Raw genomic sequence first — 18097 nt, forward strand, 5'->3', positions numbered from 1 at the left:
TTCGTATATATAGACAAAGAGAAATTAATTGTTTAAACTTTACAAAGTATTCACCATAATAGGTTATGAAAATAATAATTAAGGAATGGGAAATATTCATAATTAACTCAATTTAACTTTTAAATTCGAAAATTAGGAGGTTCATAATGGGTAAACTATTAAATTTGTTTCGTGATATGAAAGTAGCAAAAAAGCTATTAATTTCATTCTTTGTAATTTTAATTGCAGCCGTTTCTATAATCGGGGGCATGTCTTATCAAACTGCTAAAAAGAATTTTGAATCACAAATTACGAGTAGTGCTAACGATAATATAAAAATATTAGATAATTTAATCAATCAAATGATTGAAGCAAAATTTAACGATGTGAATAACTTTGCACGAGTAATTCAAGGGAATATGTATCAAGGGGATAATCAGGATGAGCTAAGAAAGACATTATCTCAGTATATCAATTTGAATATAGATGTTGAACAAGTGTATGTTGCCGGTAATGATAAGAAATTTGTACAGGAACCAAATATACAAATGGCAGCAGATTATGATCCAACAACACGACCTTGGTATAAAGATGCAGTGGCAAAACAAGGTGGTATTGTTGTTAGCGAGCCATATAAGGCAAAAGGAAATGGACATATTGTCGTAACGATTGCAAAACAAACAGAAGATAAAAATGGGGTTGTTGCGCTAGATTTAAGTTTAGACAATTTATTAAAAACAACAAAGTTAATCAATATTGGTAAAAAAGGATATGCCTTCATTTTAGATGGAAAGCAAAAAATCATTGCTCATCCACAAGAAAAATCAGGGGATAAAGCAGCTGATTCTTGGGCAAAGAAAATTTATGAAGATAATCACGGTGCTTTTACATATTCTTATGGTGGTAGTGAAAAGAATATGGTATTTGCTACAAACGTAAAAACAGGTTGGAAAATTGGTGGGACGATGTACGCAACTGAAGTAATTGAAGCTGCTCAACCTGTATTTTATAATATGTTAATTGTTATGCTTATCTCATTAGTAGTAGGCGGGGCACTTATTTATTTTGTGACACTTTCAATTACGAAGCCTTTAAAGAGATTAGTTGTTACCTCTAAAGAAATAAGCGAAGGGGATTTAACGCAAACAATTGAAATCCATTCTAATGATGAAATCGGCCAACTTGCTAAAGGCTTTAATGAGATGACGAATTCGTTACGGACGTTAATTGGAAGAATTAACGATTCAGCTGGGCATGTTGCAGCGGCATCAGAAGAGCTAACTGCAAGTGTAAGGCAAGCAAGTGAAGCGACTGAGCAAATCACAATCGCAATGGATGAAATATCAAGTGGGGCAACGACGCAAACAACAAGCGTAGAAAATGGCGCTATGTTACTGTTTGATGTAACGGAAGGAATTCAACATGTAGCAAATAGTTCATCATCTATTAATACGGCTTCTGCACATACTCGTGAAAAAGCAGAAGATGGTGGGAAACTAGTAGGAAGAACAGTAAACCAGATGCAGTCTATTGCAGAATCGGTTTCACAATCAGATGCAGTTATACAATTACTAAATAATAAATCAAAACAAATTGGTGATATTTTAGAAGTAATTCAAAATATTGCAGATCAAACAAACCTTCTAGCTCTAAATGCGGCGATTGAAGCCGCAAGAGCCGGTGAGCATGGAAGAGGTTTCGCAATTGTTGCAGATGAAGTGCGTAAATTGGCAGAGCAGTCTAGCGTATCTTCTAGTGAAATTAGTAAATTAATATGTGAAATACAAGATGATATGGGTAAGACAGTCAAATCTATGAATCATGTAAATGAGGAAGTTCAATCTGGACTTGTTATCGCAAATGAAACGAAGCAAAACTTTGCTGAAATCTTACAATCTACAAATGAAATAGCTAATCAAATTAAGACGATGGTTGAAACGGCTAATGGAATGTCAAAAGGGGCAAATGAAGTATCTATTTCGGTAGGACAAATTGCAATGACAGCACAAAATAATGCGACAAGCACACAAAATGTTGCGGCTTCAGCTGAAGAACAGCTAGCTTCGATGGAGGAAATTGGATCTGCAGCAGGCACGTTATCTCAAATGGCTGAAGAGTTGCAAGGACTAATTGACAGATTTAAAGTCTAATAGAGAACAGACTACCTCTAGTAGCATTATGCCAATAGAGGGTAGTCTGTTTTATTGTGTAAAATCAAATGGAGATGTAAACTTCCTTTATGACGTTTAAAATGGTATTTTGCATAATGTTTGTCGAAAAATAGAGGTATTTGTTAGCTTTGTGTATAATTATTAACGTATAGAATACAAATAAAAGGAGAGTATTATGGGAGTGTATTGGGGGACAAAAAGACATTCTTGGCTTAGTTACGTCTCATTTTGGCTAAGTATTTCATTTTTTATTGTTTTTCTAATTGAAGTGTTTATATTAAAAACACTTTCGAATAGCTCGGTGCAAATTGTTAAATATTTTTATTTTATATTTGTACCAGTAAATATTTTTCTTAGTTTAAAGTTACTATTTAAGAAGAATGAAAAGAAAGCGTTACCTATTTTTAGTTTCATTGTCTCATTATTATTTGCAATTTTAATAATCGTATTAGTTTTAGCAGCTATAGGGAAGGTCTTTTGAGGGGAGTGGTATAAGTCACTCTCCTTTTTTATTTGTGGTAGTCTTACTATATATAAAAGTGTGAATGCTGTGAGCTAATAAAAGCAGAGAGTAGACAATATTTGCATGGATTAAAGTCTGTCGTTATTTGAACTTGTAAGAGTGTATGGAGTAATGAGGTAATATACATAATAATGGAGATAGAATTAGTTATTTTATAAGTATGTATGAAGCAAATGAATACGGTAAGAACGTTGATATATGGTACAATAGCTATGGATAGTGATAGAGATAAAGGGTATATAAAATACTCATCGTTTTTTAGTAAGAGAGGGGTTATCTTATGCTATACGAGGATTTGGAGACATTATTTCAAACAGCTCCGAAAGAAGATAGAGGCGGATGGAAATATATAATCCAAGAACAAAATAATACATTTAAAATTGTTGATGAAATACTGAAAAATCAAATGAGTGTCGAATTATATTTTAATGAATACGATGAGGTGAAAATCACTTTATATAAAGATGGAATTCCCATTACGACTATGCAAAGAATTGCGATTTCAAAAGTTGAATTAGACGAAGATGAAGAAGGTATTCAATTTGTTTTAGAGCGCATGCCTAGTCGAATGATTCGGTTGCAGTTAAAGCCATATTTAGCATTAGAAATGGGACCGTACTGGGAAGTATGTGATGATTGTGAATGAGCGTAAAAAAGCATCCAATAACATGGATGCTTTTTTATGTTTTTTGAAGTTGTTTAAACGCAATGATTGGCAGTATAACAATACTTACCCATCCGATGATAGGATATAGAATGTGAAGTAAGTCACTGTAACCGATGTAGCTAAAGCAATAACTAATTAGTAAAATGAAGAAAATAATATTGTTATTTTTCCACCCAGTAATAGATTGCATCTGTTTTGTCATTCCGAACACATTACCAACTAAAGTTGTGAAAACTTCACCGAAAATAATGAGAACGAAAAAGAAGTGAAAAGTTGCATTAAATCTTCTTATGACTTCAGCCATTGGGATGTTATATTGGTAAAATTGATCGACTGATAAGATTGCTAAATGGCTGCATAATAAAATTAAAGAAAGTCCAGCACCACCTAAAATCCCACCCCAAAAAATAGCTTTTCGGTCCTTTACTTCACTGGCTAATGGGACGAGAACACTTTGGGCGAGAGAAAGATTTAAGGCGACATATGTAATAGGGCTAGTAATCCATTTCATATTCCAGTTCTCTGCAGGAATAGTGTTATTAATGGAAGGTGTACCGTGAAAAAAGGTTGTAATAGCAAGTCCGATAATAAAAATCATCATAATAGGTACGACAAGTGTATTTACTTCAAAAACACCTTGTAATCCGCGGCTACTTATAATAAGACAAGCGATAACTGTAATAAGAATACCGAGTTGTCTTGGTAAGCGAAGTTGCTCTTCAAATACTGCACCAGCCCCTGATAACATAACGCTCGTTACGCCGAATAAAACGAGTAATAATAATGTGTTTACAACATTCCCAAATACATCCCCAAATAAATATTTGTTAAATTCTTGCGCTGAAAATGCCCCGATTTGTGATGAAAGTAACATCATCTTTGTGCCAAGCCAAATAAAAAAAAATCCACTTACACATATGCCAATGGTCCCGTATAATCCATTCACTGTGAAAAATTCAACAATTTCTCGTCCAGTAGCAAATCCAGCTCCAACGACAGTTCCGATATAAGTAGCGGCTACTTTCTTTGCTACTTGCCATTGTTGATTGTCCATGTTATCCCTCTTTCTACTATGATGAGCTTGATGTACTATTATGCATATGTATGAGCTTGGACAATTAGACGTATGAAGTGTTTGAAAAAATACATGAATTTAATGATATTAGGGAAGCATTAAAGGTGTTAAAACTTTGTTACATATAAGCCAATTGTTCGAAAGGAAAGGGAATGTATGGTAAAATGTAATTGGGTTATTAAAAGATAAACATTACAAAATGATAAGAGGAGTGATTGTATGAGTACGAAAACAAATGTTGTTGAAGTATTAAACAAGCAGGTAGCAAACTGGAATGTGTTATATGTTAAACTACATAATTATCACTGGTATGTGACAGGGCCACACTTCTTTACATTACATGAGAAATTTGAAGAGTTTTATAATGAGGCTGGAACGTATATTGATGAGTTAGCAGAACGTATTTTAGCTTTAGAAGGTAAACCATTAGCGACAATGAAAGAATATCTCGCAACATCTAGTGTCAGCGAAGGGACAAGCAAAGAATCTGCAGAAGAAATGGTGCAAACATTAGTGAATGATTATTCTGCACTTATTCAAGAATTAAAAGAAGGTATGGAAGTTGCAGGTGAAGCTGGTGATGAAACATCAGCTGACATGCTGTTAGCAATTCATACAACATTAGAACAGCATGTATGGATGCTAAGTGCATTCTTAAAATAACGATAAATATAATAGAAACCCATTGAAAAATTATTTCAATGGGTTTTTTTATGATTTTTCAGTTTTCTTTTATGCTATAATATAGTAAAAAGGAGGCGATGCGATGTTTCGCTTTTTCAGAACTGGAAAAGAAGAGCGGGAAATTACGAAAGATGAATTAGAACAAGCGATGGCTCAGTTTTTAGAAACGAATGCTAATATCGTTTATACAGTATTAGTAAATGAAGATTATACAGTAAATTATGATTTGTTAAAACCGTATTTACCTGCATTTCCAACAAATGATTTTCTCATAACGAAGGAAACGCTTGAGGTATTTGAACATACAGCAGAAAATTTAAGCCTAGTGAAAGAAATTGATGTCGTACAAAAAGCAGTAGACCAATACGTAACAGAAAAAGAAATGTTCCCAATTGTTGAAGGTAGCGAAGATCGCCTCATATGCGGAATGAAGCTAGGACCTTACTTAAATCGTAGCTTAAAAAGAGACTTATATATTTCAGAAAAACATTATTTAGTTTCAAGTAAACCAGATAGAAAAAAACAAAAGAGCGGGTAGATGTAATGAAAACAACAATACATATATTGTTGTCTTTTTTTGTTTTTTAAAATATTGATTTTTCAGTCTATTATTATTTATACTAAATGTATTGGACAGGGAAGAGTAACTATTAAGCATCATTTTGAGAATAAGGTATTGTTAGCGTGGGTTATACAAAGTGGTATAAAGATTCGCAAAAAATATTATAAAAGGTTTCGGGGGAATTGGTACATGAAAAATAGCATGACTTACATTCAATTATTAAATGAAACGTTACGTTGTTATGCAAATAAAGGAAGTTTTGAAGCGTACAATTATATAATGGAAAACGCTACAGGTGTAATAGGGAATGAGGCGCAAATATATAATTTTAAGTATGCACTCGCAAGTGCATCGGGACTTGAAAAAGAAGCATTACATTTAATGAGAGAGGCCATTATAGAAAAGGGATTCTGGTATGGAAATGAGTATTTAATTTCCGACGAAGATTTAAAATCACTACATAAATTTGAAGAATTTCATACAATGGTGCAATTATGTAATGAAAGAGAAGAATTAGCACATAAAAAGGAAAGACCAGATGTGAAATATATATACAGCAAGAAAGAAGGAAATCTACTACTTACATTGCACGGTGACCAAGAAAATATTCAAATAGTAGAGCCATATTGGAAATCAGTTTTGACACAAGATTACACGTTAGCTTTACCACAGTCTTCACAAATTCAGTTTTCAGATGGATTTGTTTGGGATGATATAGAGAGAGGGAAAGAAGAATTAAAAGGGCATTACAATAAGTTTATAGAAAACCATACAGTAGAAAATGTAATCATTGGTGGTTTTTCTGCAGGGGCAAGAGTAGCTTTATATACGATTTTGCAAAAAGATATAGAGGTTGATGGTTTTGTTTTTATGGCACCATGGCTTCCCGAGATTGAAGAATGGGATGAGTTGCTAAGAGTGCTGCAGGATAAACATATAAAAGGATATATAGTATGCGGGGATCAAGATGAAGATTGTTTCGAATCCACGCAGCAATTTGTACAACTATTAAGAGAGAAGAATATAGAACATAAGTATAAAGTTGTCCCTGACTTAGATCATGATTATCCTATTAACTTTGAAGAGCTATTAAAAGAAGCTATTGAATATATAGGAAATGAAAACAATAAGTAGTAAGAAAAAGAGATGCATCATATGTGATGCATCTCTTTTTAGAATTATAAATTAAAAGCATTTGCTAATAAGCGATAAGACTTTAATTTATGTTCAAATTGATGAGTAATCGTGACAATCATAAATTCGTCAGTATTGTATGCTTTGCTTAAGTTTATTATTTTTTCTTTTACAGAAGACGGATCACCAACAATCATACGTTGACGATTTTCTTTTATACGGAATAAATCATAAGCGCTGTATGAATAATTTTGAGCAGTTTCAATAGAAGGTGTACCAGTAGTTCGTTTTCCTTGCTCTAATAATAAGATTGATAAATCTAAACTAGAAGCAATTTTTTCCGCTTCTTCATTTGTTTCTCCGCATATAACAAAAATGGCAACGATTGAATTAGGCTTATCTCCTAAAAATGAAGGCTGATATTGTTCTTGGTAAGCCCTCATAACTTCAGGGCCTCCAAAGCCATTAATAAATTGCGCAAATGCGAAAGAAGCTCCGTTGTTTGCAGCAATTTTAGCGCTCTCTCCGCTAGAACCGAGCATCCACATTTCAGGAGATGTTGGGATAACTGGAGTGGCTTTTAAGTTTGCATAGTGATGGTTTTCTGGTACTTGATCATGTAAGTACATTGCAACGTCTGCAATTTGTTCTGGATATTGATCAAGTGAGACCATTTTCCCTTCTTGAAGTGCGCGAGTTGCTATTGGCATACCACCAGGAGCTCTACCAACACCGAGATCGATGCGGTTCGGATACAGTGCTTCTAGAACACGGAAATTCTCAGCAACTTTATATGGGCTATAATGCGGTAACATAACACCACCTGAACCGACTCTAATACGGTCTGTTTTTGCGGCAATATGAGAAATAAGTATTTCTGGACTTGAACCAGCTAAGCTTACGGAATTATGATGTTCGGATACCCAAAAACGTGTAAAGCCGAGTTTTTCAATTTCTTGTGCAAGCGTAACTGTATGTGAAAAAGCTTGGGCTGCTGTGCTACCATCTGAAATAGGTGATTGGTCTAATACACTTAACTTGATCATAGAATATACCTCTCAATCTTAATGTACATCCTATTATATATTTACTTATGAAAAATGCGTAGTGAAATGCTCAAAATGAAAAGCGGATAATCCTATTTCCGCTTTTAATGAGAAAATCCGCGTTCATAATGATTCATTTCAACCAGATTTAAAATATATTCATAGTTGTCAATTTCACGCTTTAGTTGTTCACGTTCTTTTTCAGATAGTGTCATATTGCTAAGTTTTTTACATAAGTTTTGTTTCTTTAATTCTAAATGTTTTTTTGTAGCATCGTAGTCATAAGTATGTTTCATTTTTAACCACTCCTTCTTTGTAGTTGCTATATTATACGAAGTATAAAGAAAAGTGAGATCTGTCTCTTATGTACTTTTAGTGAATATTCAAATTGCAATGGTGTTATGTTTATGGGGATGTATGAATAAAATGCACTAAACCACTAACGTCCATTTGATGAAGTAAGGGGTGGAATTGTGCAGAAAGATATAATGTATAACACTGAAATGGATGAAGCGTTAAAAATTATAGATAAAGGATTGAAGAAGACGATAAGCCCAAAACAAATTATTATTGTGGGAGCTGGTATGGCTGGATTAGTTTCAGCATCTTTATTAAAGGCTGCAGGACATGATGTGAAAATTTTTGAAGCAAACAACCGGGTAGGTGGCCGTATAGAGACAGTTAGAATGGAAGATACCGGATTATATTTAGATGTTGGAGCAATGAGGATTCCATATTCGCATACATTAACGATGACATATATAAGAAAATTTGGGCTACAGGTGAGACCTTTTATTAATAGAAATGAGACGGATATTATATACGTAAATGGACGGAAAACGACGTTGAAACAATATGAAAAGGATCCGAGTATTTTAAGGTATCCTGTGGAAATGAACGAAGTGGGAAAAACGTCTGAAGAACTATTGTTACTAGCAGTACAGCCGATAATAAATTTTATTAAAAGAAATCCAGAGAAAAATTGGGATGTTGTAGTGAAGGATTTTGGGAGATATTCCACAGGACAATTTTTGAAGTATCATCCTTATCAGTATAATACTTACTTTTCGCCAGTAACAATTGAGATGATCGGTGTTCTATTAGATCTAGAAGGTTTTTTAGAACGGTCGTTTGTAGAGACTTTACGCTTTCTATACATTATGCAAGAGGAGAGCGGATTTTGTGAAATTGTGGGCGGGAATGATAGATTACCAAAGTCATTTTTACCGCAATTAGAAGAAAATATTATATATAATCAAAAATTAATGAAGTTACATCAACACGATAATGGTGTGACAGCTTTCTATCGGAACGAGGAAACTTTTGAATATAGCAGTATTACAGGAGATTTAGTTATTGTTACCATTCCGTTTTCGACAATGCGTTTTGTAGAAGTAGATCCGTTTGATTCTATATCTCATGAAAAATGGAAAGCAATTCGTGAATTACATTATATGCCTGCGACGAAAATAGGAATTCAATTTAAAAGCCGATTTTGGGAAGAACAAGGACAATTAGGCGGCAGGATTATAACAGATTTGCCAATTCGTTATGCCTATTATCCAAGCTATGGAATTGGGGAGAAAGGACCGGCTATGATGTTAGGTAGCTATACATGGTCTTATGACGCGTTGTTATGGGATGGTTTATCAAAAGGTGATCGTATTTATTACGCATTGCACAACTTAGCAACAATATTAGGTGGTCAAGTGTATGATGAGTTCATATCTGGAATATCAAAAAGCTGGACATTAGATCCGTATGCGCTTGGAGGGTTTGCACTTTTTCAAGCAGGTCAAGAATCTGAGCTGCAACCAGCGATTGTCAAACCAGAGGGGAGAATATTCTTCGCTGGAGATCATACAACGCTATATCACGGATGGATTCAAGGTGCGATTGAATCTGGAATTCGTGTAGCGGCGGAAGTGAATGAGTAAAAGGTTTTCAATTCGGAAAATTCTTTACTATATAACTTGAGATGGATATTATTATATATAAAAGAATTACGGGGAGTGTTTACAGTGAATCCGTTATTATTCGATTTTTCTTCTGAATTTTATACTGACAGGCTTTTTATTCGAATGCCGAAACCAGGAGATGGTAAAGTTGTATATGATGCAATTCAGGCTTCAATACAAGAACTAAAACCTTGGATGGTTTTTGCACAAAAAGAGCAAACAGAGCAAGAAATAGAAGAAAGTATTAGAAAATCACATATTCAATTTTTGCAACGTGAGGATTTAAGATTACTAGTATTTTCGAAAGAAACAGGTGAATTTATTGCTTCAGCCGGATTACATCGTATTAATTGGGATATACCTCAATTTGAAATCGGATATTGGATTGATACAAGGTTTAGCGGAAAAGGCTATATGGTAGAGGCTGCGAAAGGTATAACGGATTACGCTTTTTCTGAATTGAAAGCAAACCGTGTAGAAATTCGTTGTGATTCTTTAAATAAGAAGAGTAGAGCGATACCTGAGAAATTAGGCTTTAAGTTAGAAGGTACGTTAGAAAGTGCGAGTGTTGCGGTAGATGGAAACGGATTAAGGGATATGTGTGTATTTGCCATGACTAGAAATACATATGAAAAAGAAGAGCTGTAAGAAAACAGCTCTTCTTTTTATGCATTATGGTACAGGATGCCCATTAGAGCTTTCGAAAATTGTAAACCATTGTTGACGGTCTAAGTTAACGTTTGTAGCAAGAGCAGCCGTTTTTACGCGATCTAATTTACCTGAGCCAACGATTGGCATCATATTAGCTGGATGAGCAAGTAACCAAGCATACATAACCGTATCGATATTAGAAACACCTAGCTCAGTAGCAACTTTTTGCACAGTTTCGCGTACACGTACAGCACGTTCTGATTGACCAGTAAAGATCTCACCACCAGCAAGAGGTGACCAAATCATTGGATTGATTCGTTTTTCTTGGCATAAGTCAATTGTTCCTTTTTCAAAATGCTCAAGCTGCAATGCAGAAACTTCAATTTGGTTCGTAATAAGTGGAAAATCTAAGTACGAACTTAACATATTAAATTGTGAAGGTAAGAAGTTAGATACACCGAAGTGACGAACTTTTCCTTCTTGTTTTAATTGTGAAAAGGCTTTTGCCACTTCATTTGGATCCATAAAAGGATCGGGACGATGAATAAGTAATACGTCAATATAATCTGTATGTAAATTGTTAAGTGATGCTTCTACACTTTGCATAATATGCTCTGTACTAGTATTGTAGTGAGCAACATATCGTTCTGGAAATTTCGGTGATGGGGGAGCGATTCCACACTTTGTAATAATTTGCATGTTTTCTCGTAAGGAAGGCTTTAATTGTAAAGCTTCGCCAAATAACCCTTCACACGTATATCCGCCGTAAATATCAGCGTGATCAAAAGTAGTAATTCCCATATCCATACAATCTTCAATGAAAGAAAGTAATTCTTGTTTTGTCATATTCCATTCTGCTAAACGCCAAAATCCTTGAATAATACGAGAAAATTCTAGCGTTTCAGCCATTTGAACTCGCTCCATTATAAGTACCCCCTTGATGAATGATTATTATTTTGAAAAGGCTTTCTTACTACATATTATTATATAGTTAATTAGGTGTACAGACAATAAATATGTTTTGCTACAAAAACGATTTTCTCTATATGTTATAATGTAGAAACATATAGCTATAAGGAGATGTACGAAATGATTCCAGTAACAATATTAACTGGTTTTCTTGGATCGGGGAAAACGACATTATTAAATCGTATTTTATCAGAAAATCACGGTAAGAAATTAGCGGTGATTGTAAATGAAATAGGGCAAATTGGCATTGATAATCAGTTGATTATGAATGTGGAAGAAGAAATTATGGAAATGACAAATGGCTGTTTATGCTGTACTGTACGTGAAGACTTACTTGTTGCTTTAAAACAGTTATTGGACGTAAAAGCAGAAGGGAAAATGGATTTTGATGGTTTAGTAATTGAAACGACTGGCCTTGCAAATCCAGGCCCGATTATTCAAACATTCTTTTTAGATCCAGTCATTCAATCTGCTTACCAAATTAACGGTGTTGTAACGGTAGTAGATAGTTATCATATACATAAACACTTTGAAAAAGGATTAGAAGCAAAAGAGCAAATTGCGTTTGCTGATGTTGTTTTAGTAAATAAATTAGATTTAATTGAAGAGAATGAGAAAGAAAATCTCTTGCATGAAATTCAAGGAATTAACCCGACTGCAAAGTTAATTGAGGCGACTAACTGTGAGGTAGATATACCATCTTTATTACAAATCCAAACGTTTAAAACGAAAGATACGTTGCAAATTTACCCTCATAAAGAACATAACCACTTAGAAGGTGTGAAATCATTTGTATTACGTGAAGAACGTCCGCTGGATTTACAAAAGCTTAATGAGTGGATGTCAGCTGTCGTGCAAGAGCTAGGGGAATATTTATATCGTTACAAAGGAATTTTATCGATAGACGGAGTAGATAAACGTATCGTTTTCCAAGGTGTACATACGTTATTTGCTGCTTCGTACGATAGAGAGTGGCAAGAGGGCGAAGAGCGAGTAAGTGAAGTAGTTTTTATCGGAAGAGATATTAATAAAGAGTGGTTCCAAGAACATTTCGAGGAGTGTGTGAAATAAGTCTGCGTAAATTGTAGGCTTATTTTTTATGAGCATTCTATTAGATTGTAAAACAGAATTAAATAAGGGAAAGAAACTAAAAATTGATAACTGTATAATAAAAAGCCTGTTTTCACAGGCTTGTATTTTCGTCTATTAGTAACTCCATTACAACACCTACAACTGGACCTTCATCATCAATATCCCCATTTAAGCGGAAACCAAATGATTCATACAGTCCCATTGCAAGTTTGTTGTCTGGATGTAAACTTAAGTAAATTATTTTACATTCAAATTTTTCTTGTAAGAATTGAATGAGTAATCGAAGGAAACGTTTTGCGTATCCTTTTCCTTGATATTGTTGGTCAATCATAAAGCGATCGAGCCATACACTTTTATGTTTTACTGAATACCATCCATACATTGCGTATCCTACAAGTGTTTCGCCATCATATAAACCTACTGACGTTCCGTTTCCTTCATATAATGATTCTGCTAAAGAAAACGCGTTACTTTCAATAAATTGTTGCTGATCTTTTGCGACGTCTAAAGCAACTACTGAACGCCAATTTTTTGCTGTTACTTCACAAATGTGAAGATTCATAATTCCAACTCACCTTCTAAATTAATATAGCTTTCAAGCTAATATGGATAATTTTACTTGTTATTTTGGTCAAGTCAAGGATAAATACATAAAAAGGCAGCTGAATAACAGATTCAGCTGCCTAGAAAATATAATGGATTAGTTTGTTGCTTCTTTCAATGTATTTACGTTTTCTTCCATTAAAGTGAAGTAATCTTTATTATTTTTTGCATCATCTTCAGAAATAGTAGCTAAGTGATTTAAGCGTAAAACTTTTGTACCAGTTTCTTTTTGAATTACGGATGCTACTTTTGGAGTAGAGAACGTTTCGAATAAAATATATTTTAGATTATGTTCTTTTACTGTTTTTGTAATGTCAGCAAGCTGCTTTTGAGATGGTTCATCAGAAGCTGAAATTCCAGCGATAGGAATTTGTTTTAGGCCGTATCGTTGTTCCCAGTAACCATAGGCAGCATGAGAAACTAAAATTTCTTTCGTTTTTGCGTTCGCTACAGCTGCCTTAAATTGATCGTCTAAATCAGTAAATTTAGTTTGAAGTGCTGCAAAGTTTTTTTCGAATTCTTTTTTATGTTCAGGTTGTAATTCTACAAGTGCATTTTTAATTTTTTCTGCCTGTTTCATTGCTAGAGTAGGATCTAACCAAACATGTGGGTCTTTATCGTGATGATGTTCATCTTCTTTATGGCCATCTCCATGATCATGATGCTCTTCTTCAGTAGAAGCACGAAGCTCAATACCTTTAGATGCATTTACAATTTTAACATTTTCTTTTTGTAATGTTTTTTCCATTTTTTCAGCAAATGGTTCTAATTCAGCGCCGTTATAAACAAATAAATCGGCTTTTGCAACTTGTACTGTTTGTTTTTGACTTGGTTCAAATGTATGTGAATCTGCACCAGGTGGGTAAATTGCTTCAACATTTACATAGTCGCCACCAATTTTCTTTGCGAAATCAGCAAGTGGGAAAATCGTTGTATAAACTGTTAGCTTTCCATCTTTCTTGGCATTACTTTCTTTTTTATTTGAGCAGCCAGCGAAAATTAAGGTAAAAATAAGTAAGAATGAAAATATAGTCAATCTTTTAGGCATGAAGTTCTCCTCTTTTCTTTTTTACGGATATATTTTCCCCAATTATAGAAGAAAAATATCATTTTAATACAAAACGGAATAATTACGTTTTAGTTTGCGAACTTAGTATAATACATCTTTAATAAAGTTGCAATAAATAATAATCATTCCGATTTGTTTTTGTTATAAAGTTGTCAAATATAGGTGTATTATTTTTGCAAATGCATGCATATGTGACAACGCTGTTTTCATATATTGAAAAGGAGGTAAAGAGGGGGATGAGCGCTTGGGTTACTTAATGGAAGCTATTTTATTAATATTAGCGGTAGTATTGCCATTATCTTTCGTATTAATTTTTTTAAGAAGATTAATAAGTAATTTAGGGGACGCTACAACAATAACGAAATTACAAGAGAGAAATGAGAAAAAAGAGTGAGTAAAGCACTATGCGTACGCATAGTGTTTTACTTGTGGTAAAATAAGAGCAGGAAACTCCTAAAGGTTGTATTTTATTGAAGGAGAGAAAAGTAAAATAAGAGGTATATGCATATATGAATAAGCGAACAGCGTTAATACTTGGTGCAAGTGGTTTAGTTGGACAAGAGATAACGCGTCTATTACTTGAATCAGATTACTACGATTCGGTTACTATTTTTGTAAGAGAGCCAATGCAATTGCAACATGAGAAGTTACAGCAGAAACAAGTTGATTTTTCGGTATTAGAGGAATATAAAGAGTTCTTTGCTGTGGATGATATTTTTAGTTGCTTAAGAACAACAATAAAAAAAGCAAAAACAAAAGCAAATTTTAAAAAAGTAGATTATGAATATACGTTACGAGCTGCTTGTTTAGCTGAAAAACAAGGGGTACAAAATTTCCTTGTCGTGTCTTCTATGGGAGCGAATCCTAAATCATTTTTCTTTTATTCACAAGTGAAAGGGAAAATGGAAGAAGAATTGCAAAAGTTAGTGATCGGTGGTATTCACATTTTTAGACCATCATTATTAGTAGGAAATCGACAAGAATTTCGTTTCGGCGAACAAATGGCTGAAAAGTTATCTCGTATTATTCCTTTTATATTTAAAGGGGCTTTCAAAAAGTATAAACCAATTTCAGCTAAAGATGTGGCGAAAGGGATGTATATAACCGCGCTGCGAGAAGAATCGGGTATCCATACTTATAATTCAAATGAAATTACAACGATAGAATAAATAAAACCGAGAAGTCATTCTTCTCGGTTTTATTTATTCGTATGAATTTTCCCTGGTGCTCGCTTGTATTGATATGGTTCTTGCAATTCAAAGCCAAGTTCATTGGCCGCTATTCTCGGGAAGTACGGATTGCGAAGTAACTCACGTCCGATGAAAATTAAATCAGCTTCGTTATTATTTAAAATTTGCTCTGCTTGTGATCCAGTCGTAATCAATCCAACTGCACCAGTTGCAATGTTAGCATGCTCTTTAATATGTTTGGCGTATTGTACTTGATAACCGGGATACACATCAATATGTGCTGGTACAACTGCGCCAGAACTACAATCGATTAAATCTATTCCCTGTTCTTTCATCCACTTTGTATACTGAACGTAATCTTGAACCGTTAGCCCGTCAGGGTGATAATCATTTGCTGAAATACGAACGAATATTGGTCCGTCCCAAACTTCATTTACAGAGTCGATAATTTCGCGTAAGAAACGATAGCGGTTTTCAGGTGAGCCGCCGTATTTATCCGTTCGTTTATTAGTAAGTGGTGATAGGAATTCATTGATAAGGTAACCGTGAGCGCCATGTAATTCGATAACATCAAATCCGGCTTGTTTTGAACGTAACGCGGCCCTCTGAAAAGCTAATATAGTCTCTTTGATTTGCTGTATATTCATTTCTACTGGTATCTTCATCTTATCATTAAAAGGAATTGCAGAAGGAGCGAAAGCATTCGTATCTAATTCAGCTTTTCTTCCGGCGTGAGCGAGTTGAATGGCAGCTTTTGCGCCGTTATCATGTATAAAAGTAGTCGTTTTATGTAAGCCTTCAATTAGGTTGTCATCCCAAATACCTAAGTCGTTGTTAGAAATTCGTCCTTCAGCTAACACCGCAGTTGCTTCAACCATAACTAAACCTACTTGGCCAGCAGCGCGAGTTCCATAATGAATGAGATGAAAATTCGTAACGCGGCCATCCTCATTCCCCGATGAATACATACACATAGGCGACATAACGATACGATTTTTTAGTGTAACGTTCTTAATTGTATAAGGTGAAAAAAGCTTGGAATTCATCAAATAGCCTCCTTGATTGAATTTTCTTATATTTTACCATTCTCTTTTTTGTTTCTCTAATAAAACGCTTATACGAAAAATTTTGTATATTCGTGTTACAATGACTAATATGAACTGAATTGGAGGATGGCATATGTACCAGGCTTATTATGAAAGCGAAGTAGGTTTGCTTGAAATTACAGCGAATCAAGAAGGAATTACGTCTGTTATATTTGTTGATGAACGACAAGAAGAAAATAAAAATGAAATGATAGAACAATGTATAAATGAGTTAGATGAATATTTTAAAGGGAAAAGAAAAGAGTTTACGGTCCCGCTGTCTGCGGAGGGAACAGCATTTCAAAAAAATGTATGGGATGCACTTTATACTATTCCATACGGCGTAAGTGCTTCATATTTAGATATTGCAGAGAAAGTTGGAAATATAAAAGCTGTACGGGCAATAGGAGGGGCAAATAGTCGGAATCCAATTTCAATAATTGTTCCATGTCACCGTGTAATAGGAAAGAGTGGAAAGCTTGTTGGATATGCTGGTGGTTTATGGAGGAAAGAGTGGTTATTAAAACACGAAGGTATTTTGAAATGACGTATGGATGGGAAGAGGGATTGTTTTGAAATGTATAAATTGTGGGCAACCTTGCGAGGAGGAACAGTTAAATTGTGCAAGTTGTCAGCGAAACTTGGATAATGAACAAGAGGAAGGTAGCTCGTTAATAGATAAAGAACTGGAAGTATATGTAGGGAGACAATATCCGTATTACAAAAGGAAATGGGATCTTGAGAATAAGCGGATTGCTAGGTGGAGCTGGAATGGTTGGGCTGCTATTTTCAATATAGGCTGGCTAGGATATCGTAAGTATTATGTACCAGCTGCTTTATTTATGTTGTTATTAGTAGCGTGTGATGCATTTTCGTATTATATGGGATTTAATGTAGCGTTGCCAATCATTAATATGGTGCCTCTTACGTTTTTATTACTCATTTTTATTCTGTTTGGAATGGGGATTTTTGCAAATGGATTATACTATCAATTTGTGGAAAGACGTATATACCGAATAAAAGCAAGAGAAATAAAAGATAAATCAGTTGAAAACTATCTAATCAATGATAGCGGCGGAACGAGCAAAATGGGAGCGACAATTGTTACTATTTTAGCAGTTGCTAGCATATTTTTTAGCCATTTCTTTTTTCCGACTGATCGAGACGTTATTCAAAAGGTTCGTACAAGCTCGCTTTATGAATATCCTTTCTTTTCAATAGGTGAATCTTTCGAAAATTATTTTCAAAATTCAGGTTGGATATATTATCGTGGAACGGAAGGGTTAGAATTAGTAGAATTCCAAGGGTATAACACCGGAACGCCAAGACAAAAGGTGAAGATTCAATTTGTTGTCGATTATAAATTAGGTGAAGTGGAACCATACTCACTTATGGTTAATGGTGAATCTAAAACTGAAGAAGAGTTTTTGAAGCTGATGGAAGAAATATTTAAAGTTCAAAATCCATTTGATATAGAGGATGGATTACAAGTAAATGCTATTCAAGAAAGCGGCTGGAAAGAAATTTCCGATCGCTTTTTTCTATGTTTGTTAAAATAAATATTTAAAATAATCAGAATCTTTTGTATAATGAAATATATTATATAGGATTTAACTTATACATATAGATTGGGGGAAGG

20 protein-coding genes are annotated in these 18097 nt (G+C 34.3%); 13 read left to right on the top strand and 7 right to left on the bottom strand.

Annotated features, from left to right (window positions below):
- Nucleotides 1-146 precede the first annotated feature (146 nt).
- From ACTFRM_RS06080 to ACTFRM_RS06090, 3 genes are all read left to right on the top strand, one after another.
- Entirely contained in the window at nucleotides 147-2129 is a 1983-nt protein-coding gene (locus ACTFRM_RS06080) for a methyl-accepting chemotaxis protein (RefSeq protein ID WP_000517290.1), read from the top strand.
- Between the two features lie 196 nt (nucleotides 2130-2325).
- Complete coding sequence (locus ACTFRM_RS06085) at nucleotides 2326-2631, top strand: hypothetical protein (RefSeq protein ID WP_000539569.1); 306 nt, start codon at nucleotides 2326-2328, stop codon at nucleotides 2629-2631.
- A gap of 322 nt (nucleotides 2632-2953) precedes the next feature.
- Nucleotides 2954-3319 carry a DUF3979 family protein gene (locus tag ACTFRM_RS06090; RefSeq protein ID WP_000965068.1) on the top strand — a complete coding sequence of 122 codons (366 nt, stop codon included), beginning with the start codon at nucleotides 2954-2956 and terminating at the stop codon, nucleotides 3317-3319.
- A 34-nt stretch (nucleotides 3320-3353) separates the two neighbouring features.
- On the opposite strand, the gene ACTFRM_RS06095 is transcribed toward ACTFRM_RS06090, so the two are convergent.
- Complete coding sequence (locus ACTFRM_RS06095) at nucleotides 3354-4394, bottom strand: YkvI family membrane protein (RefSeq protein WP_000370204.1); 1041 nt, start codon at nucleotides 4392-4394, stop codon at nucleotides 3354-3356.
- A 240-nt stretch (nucleotides 4395-4634) separates the two neighbouring features.
- Between ACTFRM_RS06095 and ACTFRM_RS06100 the strand changes: the two genes are divergently transcribed.
- The 3 genes from ACTFRM_RS06100 to ACTFRM_RS06110 all read left to right on the top strand — a co-directional run bounded on the left by ACTFRM_RS06100 (nucleotide 4635) and on the right by ACTFRM_RS06110 (nucleotide 6795).
- A complete protein-coding gene (locus tag ACTFRM_RS06100) occupies nucleotides 4635-5078 on the top strand; it encodes a Dps family protein (protein WP_000105199.1) in 444 nt (147 codons plus the stop codon).
- A 103-nt stretch (nucleotides 5079-5181) separates the two neighbouring features.
- Complete coding sequence (locus ACTFRM_RS06105) at nucleotides 5182-5637, top strand: DUF3939 domain-containing protein (RefSeq protein WP_000488210.1); 456 nt, start codon at nucleotides 5182-5184, stop codon at nucleotides 5635-5637.
- A 213-nt stretch (nucleotides 5638-5850) separates the two neighbouring features.
- Entirely contained in the window at nucleotides 5851-6795 is a 945-nt protein-coding gene (locus tag ACTFRM_RS06110; RefSeq protein WP_000798324.1) for an alpha/beta hydrolase, read from the top strand.
- A 44-nt stretch (nucleotides 6796-6839) separates the two neighbouring features.
- On the opposite strand, the gene ACTFRM_RS06115 is transcribed toward ACTFRM_RS06110, so the two are convergent.
- Together ACTFRM_RS06115 and ACTFRM_RS06120 are read right to left on the bottom strand one after the other, a co-directional pair.
- A complete protein-coding gene (locus ACTFRM_RS06115) occupies nucleotides 6840-7841 on the bottom strand; it encodes an LLM class flavin-dependent oxidoreductase (protein ID WP_000594029.1) in 1002 nt (333 codons plus the stop codon).
- A 104-nt stretch (nucleotides 7842-7945) separates the two neighbouring features.
- The gene (locus ACTFRM_RS06120; protein ID WP_000683358.1) at nucleotides 7946-8137 is read right to left on the bottom strand and encodes a DUF3896 family protein; all 192 of its coding nucleotides are present in this window, start codon (nucleotides 8135-8137) and stop codon (nucleotides 7946-7948) included.
- Nucleotides 8138-8314: 177 nt separating this feature from the next.
- Here ACTFRM_RS06120 and ACTFRM_RS06125 point away from each other — a divergent pair, with 177 nt between their 5' ends.
- Together ACTFRM_RS06125 and ACTFRM_RS06130 are read left to right on the top strand one after the other, a co-directional pair.
- Nucleotides 8315-9778 carry a flavin monoamine oxidase family protein gene (locus ACTFRM_RS06125; RefSeq protein WP_001168107.1) on the top strand — a complete coding sequence of 488 codons (1464 nt, stop codon included), beginning with the start codon at nucleotides 8315-8317 and terminating at the stop codon, nucleotides 9776-9778.
- Between the two features lie 84 nt (nucleotides 9779-9862).
- Nucleotides 9863-10447 carry a GNAT family N-acetyltransferase gene (locus ACTFRM_RS06130; RefSeq protein ID WP_001068770.1) on the top strand — a complete coding sequence of 195 codons (585 nt, stop codon included), beginning with the start codon at nucleotides 9863-9865 and terminating at the stop codon, nucleotides 10445-10447.
- Between the two features lie 24 nt (nucleotides 10448-10471).
- Here ACTFRM_RS06130 and ACTFRM_RS06135 read toward each other — a convergent pair whose 3' ends face one another.
- Nucleotides 10472-11374 (bottom strand): aldo/keto reductase, encoded by a 903-nt coding sequence (locus tag ACTFRM_RS06135; RefSeq protein ID WP_000442799.1) that lies wholly within the window; start codon nucleotides 11372-11374, stop codon nucleotides 10472-10474.
- Nucleotides 11375-11539: 165 nt separating this feature from the next.
- Between ACTFRM_RS06135 and ACTFRM_RS06140 the strand changes: the two genes are divergently transcribed.
- Entirely contained in the window at nucleotides 11540-12490 is a 951-nt protein-coding gene (locus ACTFRM_RS06140; protein WP_000613422.1) for a CobW family GTP-binding protein, read from the top strand.
- A gap of 112 nt (nucleotides 12491-12602) precedes the next feature.
- On the opposite strand, the gene ACTFRM_RS06145 is transcribed toward ACTFRM_RS06140, so the two are convergent.
- A complete protein-coding gene (locus ACTFRM_RS06145; protein ID WP_001048677.1) occupies nucleotides 12603-13073 on the bottom strand; it encodes a GNAT family N-acetyltransferase in 471 nt (156 codons plus the stop codon).
- A gap of 138 nt (nucleotides 13074-13211) precedes the next feature.
- Nucleotides 13212-14162 carry a metal ABC transporter substrate-binding protein gene (locus ACTFRM_RS06150; RefSeq protein WP_001126150.1) on the bottom strand — a complete coding sequence of 317 codons (951 nt, stop codon included), beginning with the start codon at nucleotides 14160-14162 and terminating at the stop codon, nucleotides 13212-13214.
- A gap of 265 nt (nucleotides 14163-14427) precedes the next feature.
- On the opposite strand from ACTFRM_RS06150, the gene ACTFRM_RS06155 reads away from it, so the two are divergent.
- Complete coding sequence (locus ACTFRM_RS06155) at nucleotides 14428-14577, top strand: hypothetical protein (protein WP_000540933.1); 150 nt, start codon at nucleotides 14428-14430, stop codon at nucleotides 14575-14577.
- 115 nt (nucleotides 14578-14692) lie between these two features.
- A complete protein-coding gene (locus ACTFRM_RS06160) occupies nucleotides 14693-15352 on the top strand; it encodes an oxidoreductase (protein ID WP_001042734.1) in 660 nt (219 codons plus the stop codon).
- A 29-nt stretch (nucleotides 15353-15381) separates the two neighbouring features.
- On the opposite strand, the gene namA is transcribed toward ACTFRM_RS06160, so the two are convergent.
- On the bottom strand, nucleotides 15382-16419 hold the full coding sequence (gene namA / locus ACTFRM_RS06165) for an NADPH dehydrogenase NamA (protein WP_001086173.1): 1038 nt from the start codon (nucleotides 16417-16419) through the stop codon (nucleotides 15382-15384).
- Nucleotides 16420-16552: 133 nt separating this feature from the next.
- Here namA and ACTFRM_RS06170 point away from each other — a divergent pair, with 133 nt between their 5' ends.
- A complete protein-coding gene (locus tag ACTFRM_RS06170; RefSeq protein WP_000283912.1) occupies nucleotides 16553-17005 on the top strand; it encodes a methylated-DNA--[protein]-cysteine S-methyltransferase in 453 nt (150 codons plus the stop codon).
- Nucleotides 17006-17012: 7 nt separating this feature from the next.
- The gene (locus tag ACTFRM_RS06175) at nucleotides 17013-18017 is read left to right on the top strand and encodes a DUF2628 domain-containing protein (protein WP_002195426.1); all 1005 of its coding nucleotides are present in this window, start codon (nucleotides 17013-17015) and stop codon (nucleotides 18015-18017) included.
- Nucleotides 18018-18097: the final 80 nt, after the last annotated feature.

The sequence above is a fragment of the Bacillus cereus group sp. MYBK227-1 genome, from assembly GCF_051916325.1.
Classification (GTDB): Bacteria; Bacillota; Bacilli; order Bacillales; family Bacillaceae_G; genus Bacillus_A; species Bacillus_A cereus.

Bases quoted from the DNA above. Each gene is read 5' to 3' on its own strand.
- ACTFRM_RS06080 (WP_000517290.1), top strand. From the start codon at position 147: ATGGGTAAACTATTAAATTTGTTTCGTGATATGAAAGTAGCAAAAAAG.
- ACTFRM_RS06085 (WP_000539569.1), top strand. From the start codon at position 2,326: ATGGGAGTGTATTGGGGGACAAAAAGACATTCTTGGCTTAGTTACGTC.
- ACTFRM_RS06090 (WP_000965068.1), top strand. From the start codon at position 2,954: ATGCTATACGAGGATTTGGAGACATTATTTCAAACAGCTCCGAAAGAA.
- ACTFRM_RS06095 (WP_000370204.1), bottom strand. From the start codon at position 4,394: ATGGACAATCAACAATGGCAAGTAGCAAAGAAAGTAGCCGCTACTTAT.
- ACTFRM_RS06100 (WP_000105199.1), top strand. From the start codon at position 4,635: ATGAGTACGAAAACAAATGTTGTTGAAGTATTAAACAAGCAGGTAGCA.
- ACTFRM_RS06105 (WP_000488210.1), top strand. From the start codon at position 5,182: ATGTTTCGCTTTTTCAGAACTGGAAAAGAAGAGCGGGAAATTACGAAA.
- ACTFRM_RS06110 (WP_000798324.1), top strand. From the start codon at position 5,851: ATGAAAAATAGCATGACTTACATTCAATTATTAAATGAAACGTTACGT.
- ACTFRM_RS06115 (WP_000594029.1), bottom strand. From the start codon at position 7,841: ATGATCAAGTTAAGTGTATTAGACCAATCACCTATTTCAGATGGTAGC.
- ACTFRM_RS06120 (WP_000683358.1), bottom strand. From the start codon at position 8,137: ATGAAACATACTTATGACTACGATGCTACAAAAAAACATTTAGAATTA.
- ACTFRM_RS06135 (WP_000442799.1), bottom strand. From the start codon at position 11,374: ATGGAGCGAGTTCAAATGGCTGAAACGCTAGAATTTTCTCGTATTATT.
- ACTFRM_RS06140 (WP_000613422.1), top strand. From the start codon at position 11,540: ATGATTCCAGTAACAATATTAACTGGTTTTCTTGGATCGGGGAAAACG.
- ACTFRM_RS06145 (WP_001048677.1), bottom strand. From the start codon at position 13,073: ATGAATCTTCACATTTGTGAAGTAACAGCAAAAAATTGGCGTTCAGTA.
- ACTFRM_RS06150 (WP_001126150.1), bottom strand. From the start codon at position 14,162: ATGCCTAAAAGATTGACTATATTTTCATTCTTACTTATTTTTACCTTA.
- ACTFRM_RS06160 (WP_001042734.1), top strand. From the start codon at position 14,693: ATGAATAAGCGAACAGCGTTAATACTTGGTGCAAGTGGTTTAGTTGGA.
- namA (WP_001086173.1), bottom strand. From the start codon at position 16,419: ATGAATTCCAAGCTTTTTTCACCTTATACAATTAAGAACGTTACACTA.
- ACTFRM_RS06170 (WP_000283912.1), top strand. From the start codon at position 16,553: ATGTACCAGGCTTATTATGAAAGCGAAGTAGGTTTGCTTGAAATTACA.
- ACTFRM_RS06175 (WP_002195426.1), top strand. From the start codon at position 17,013: ATGGGAAGAGGGATTGTTTTGAAATGTATAAATTGTGGGCAACCTTGC.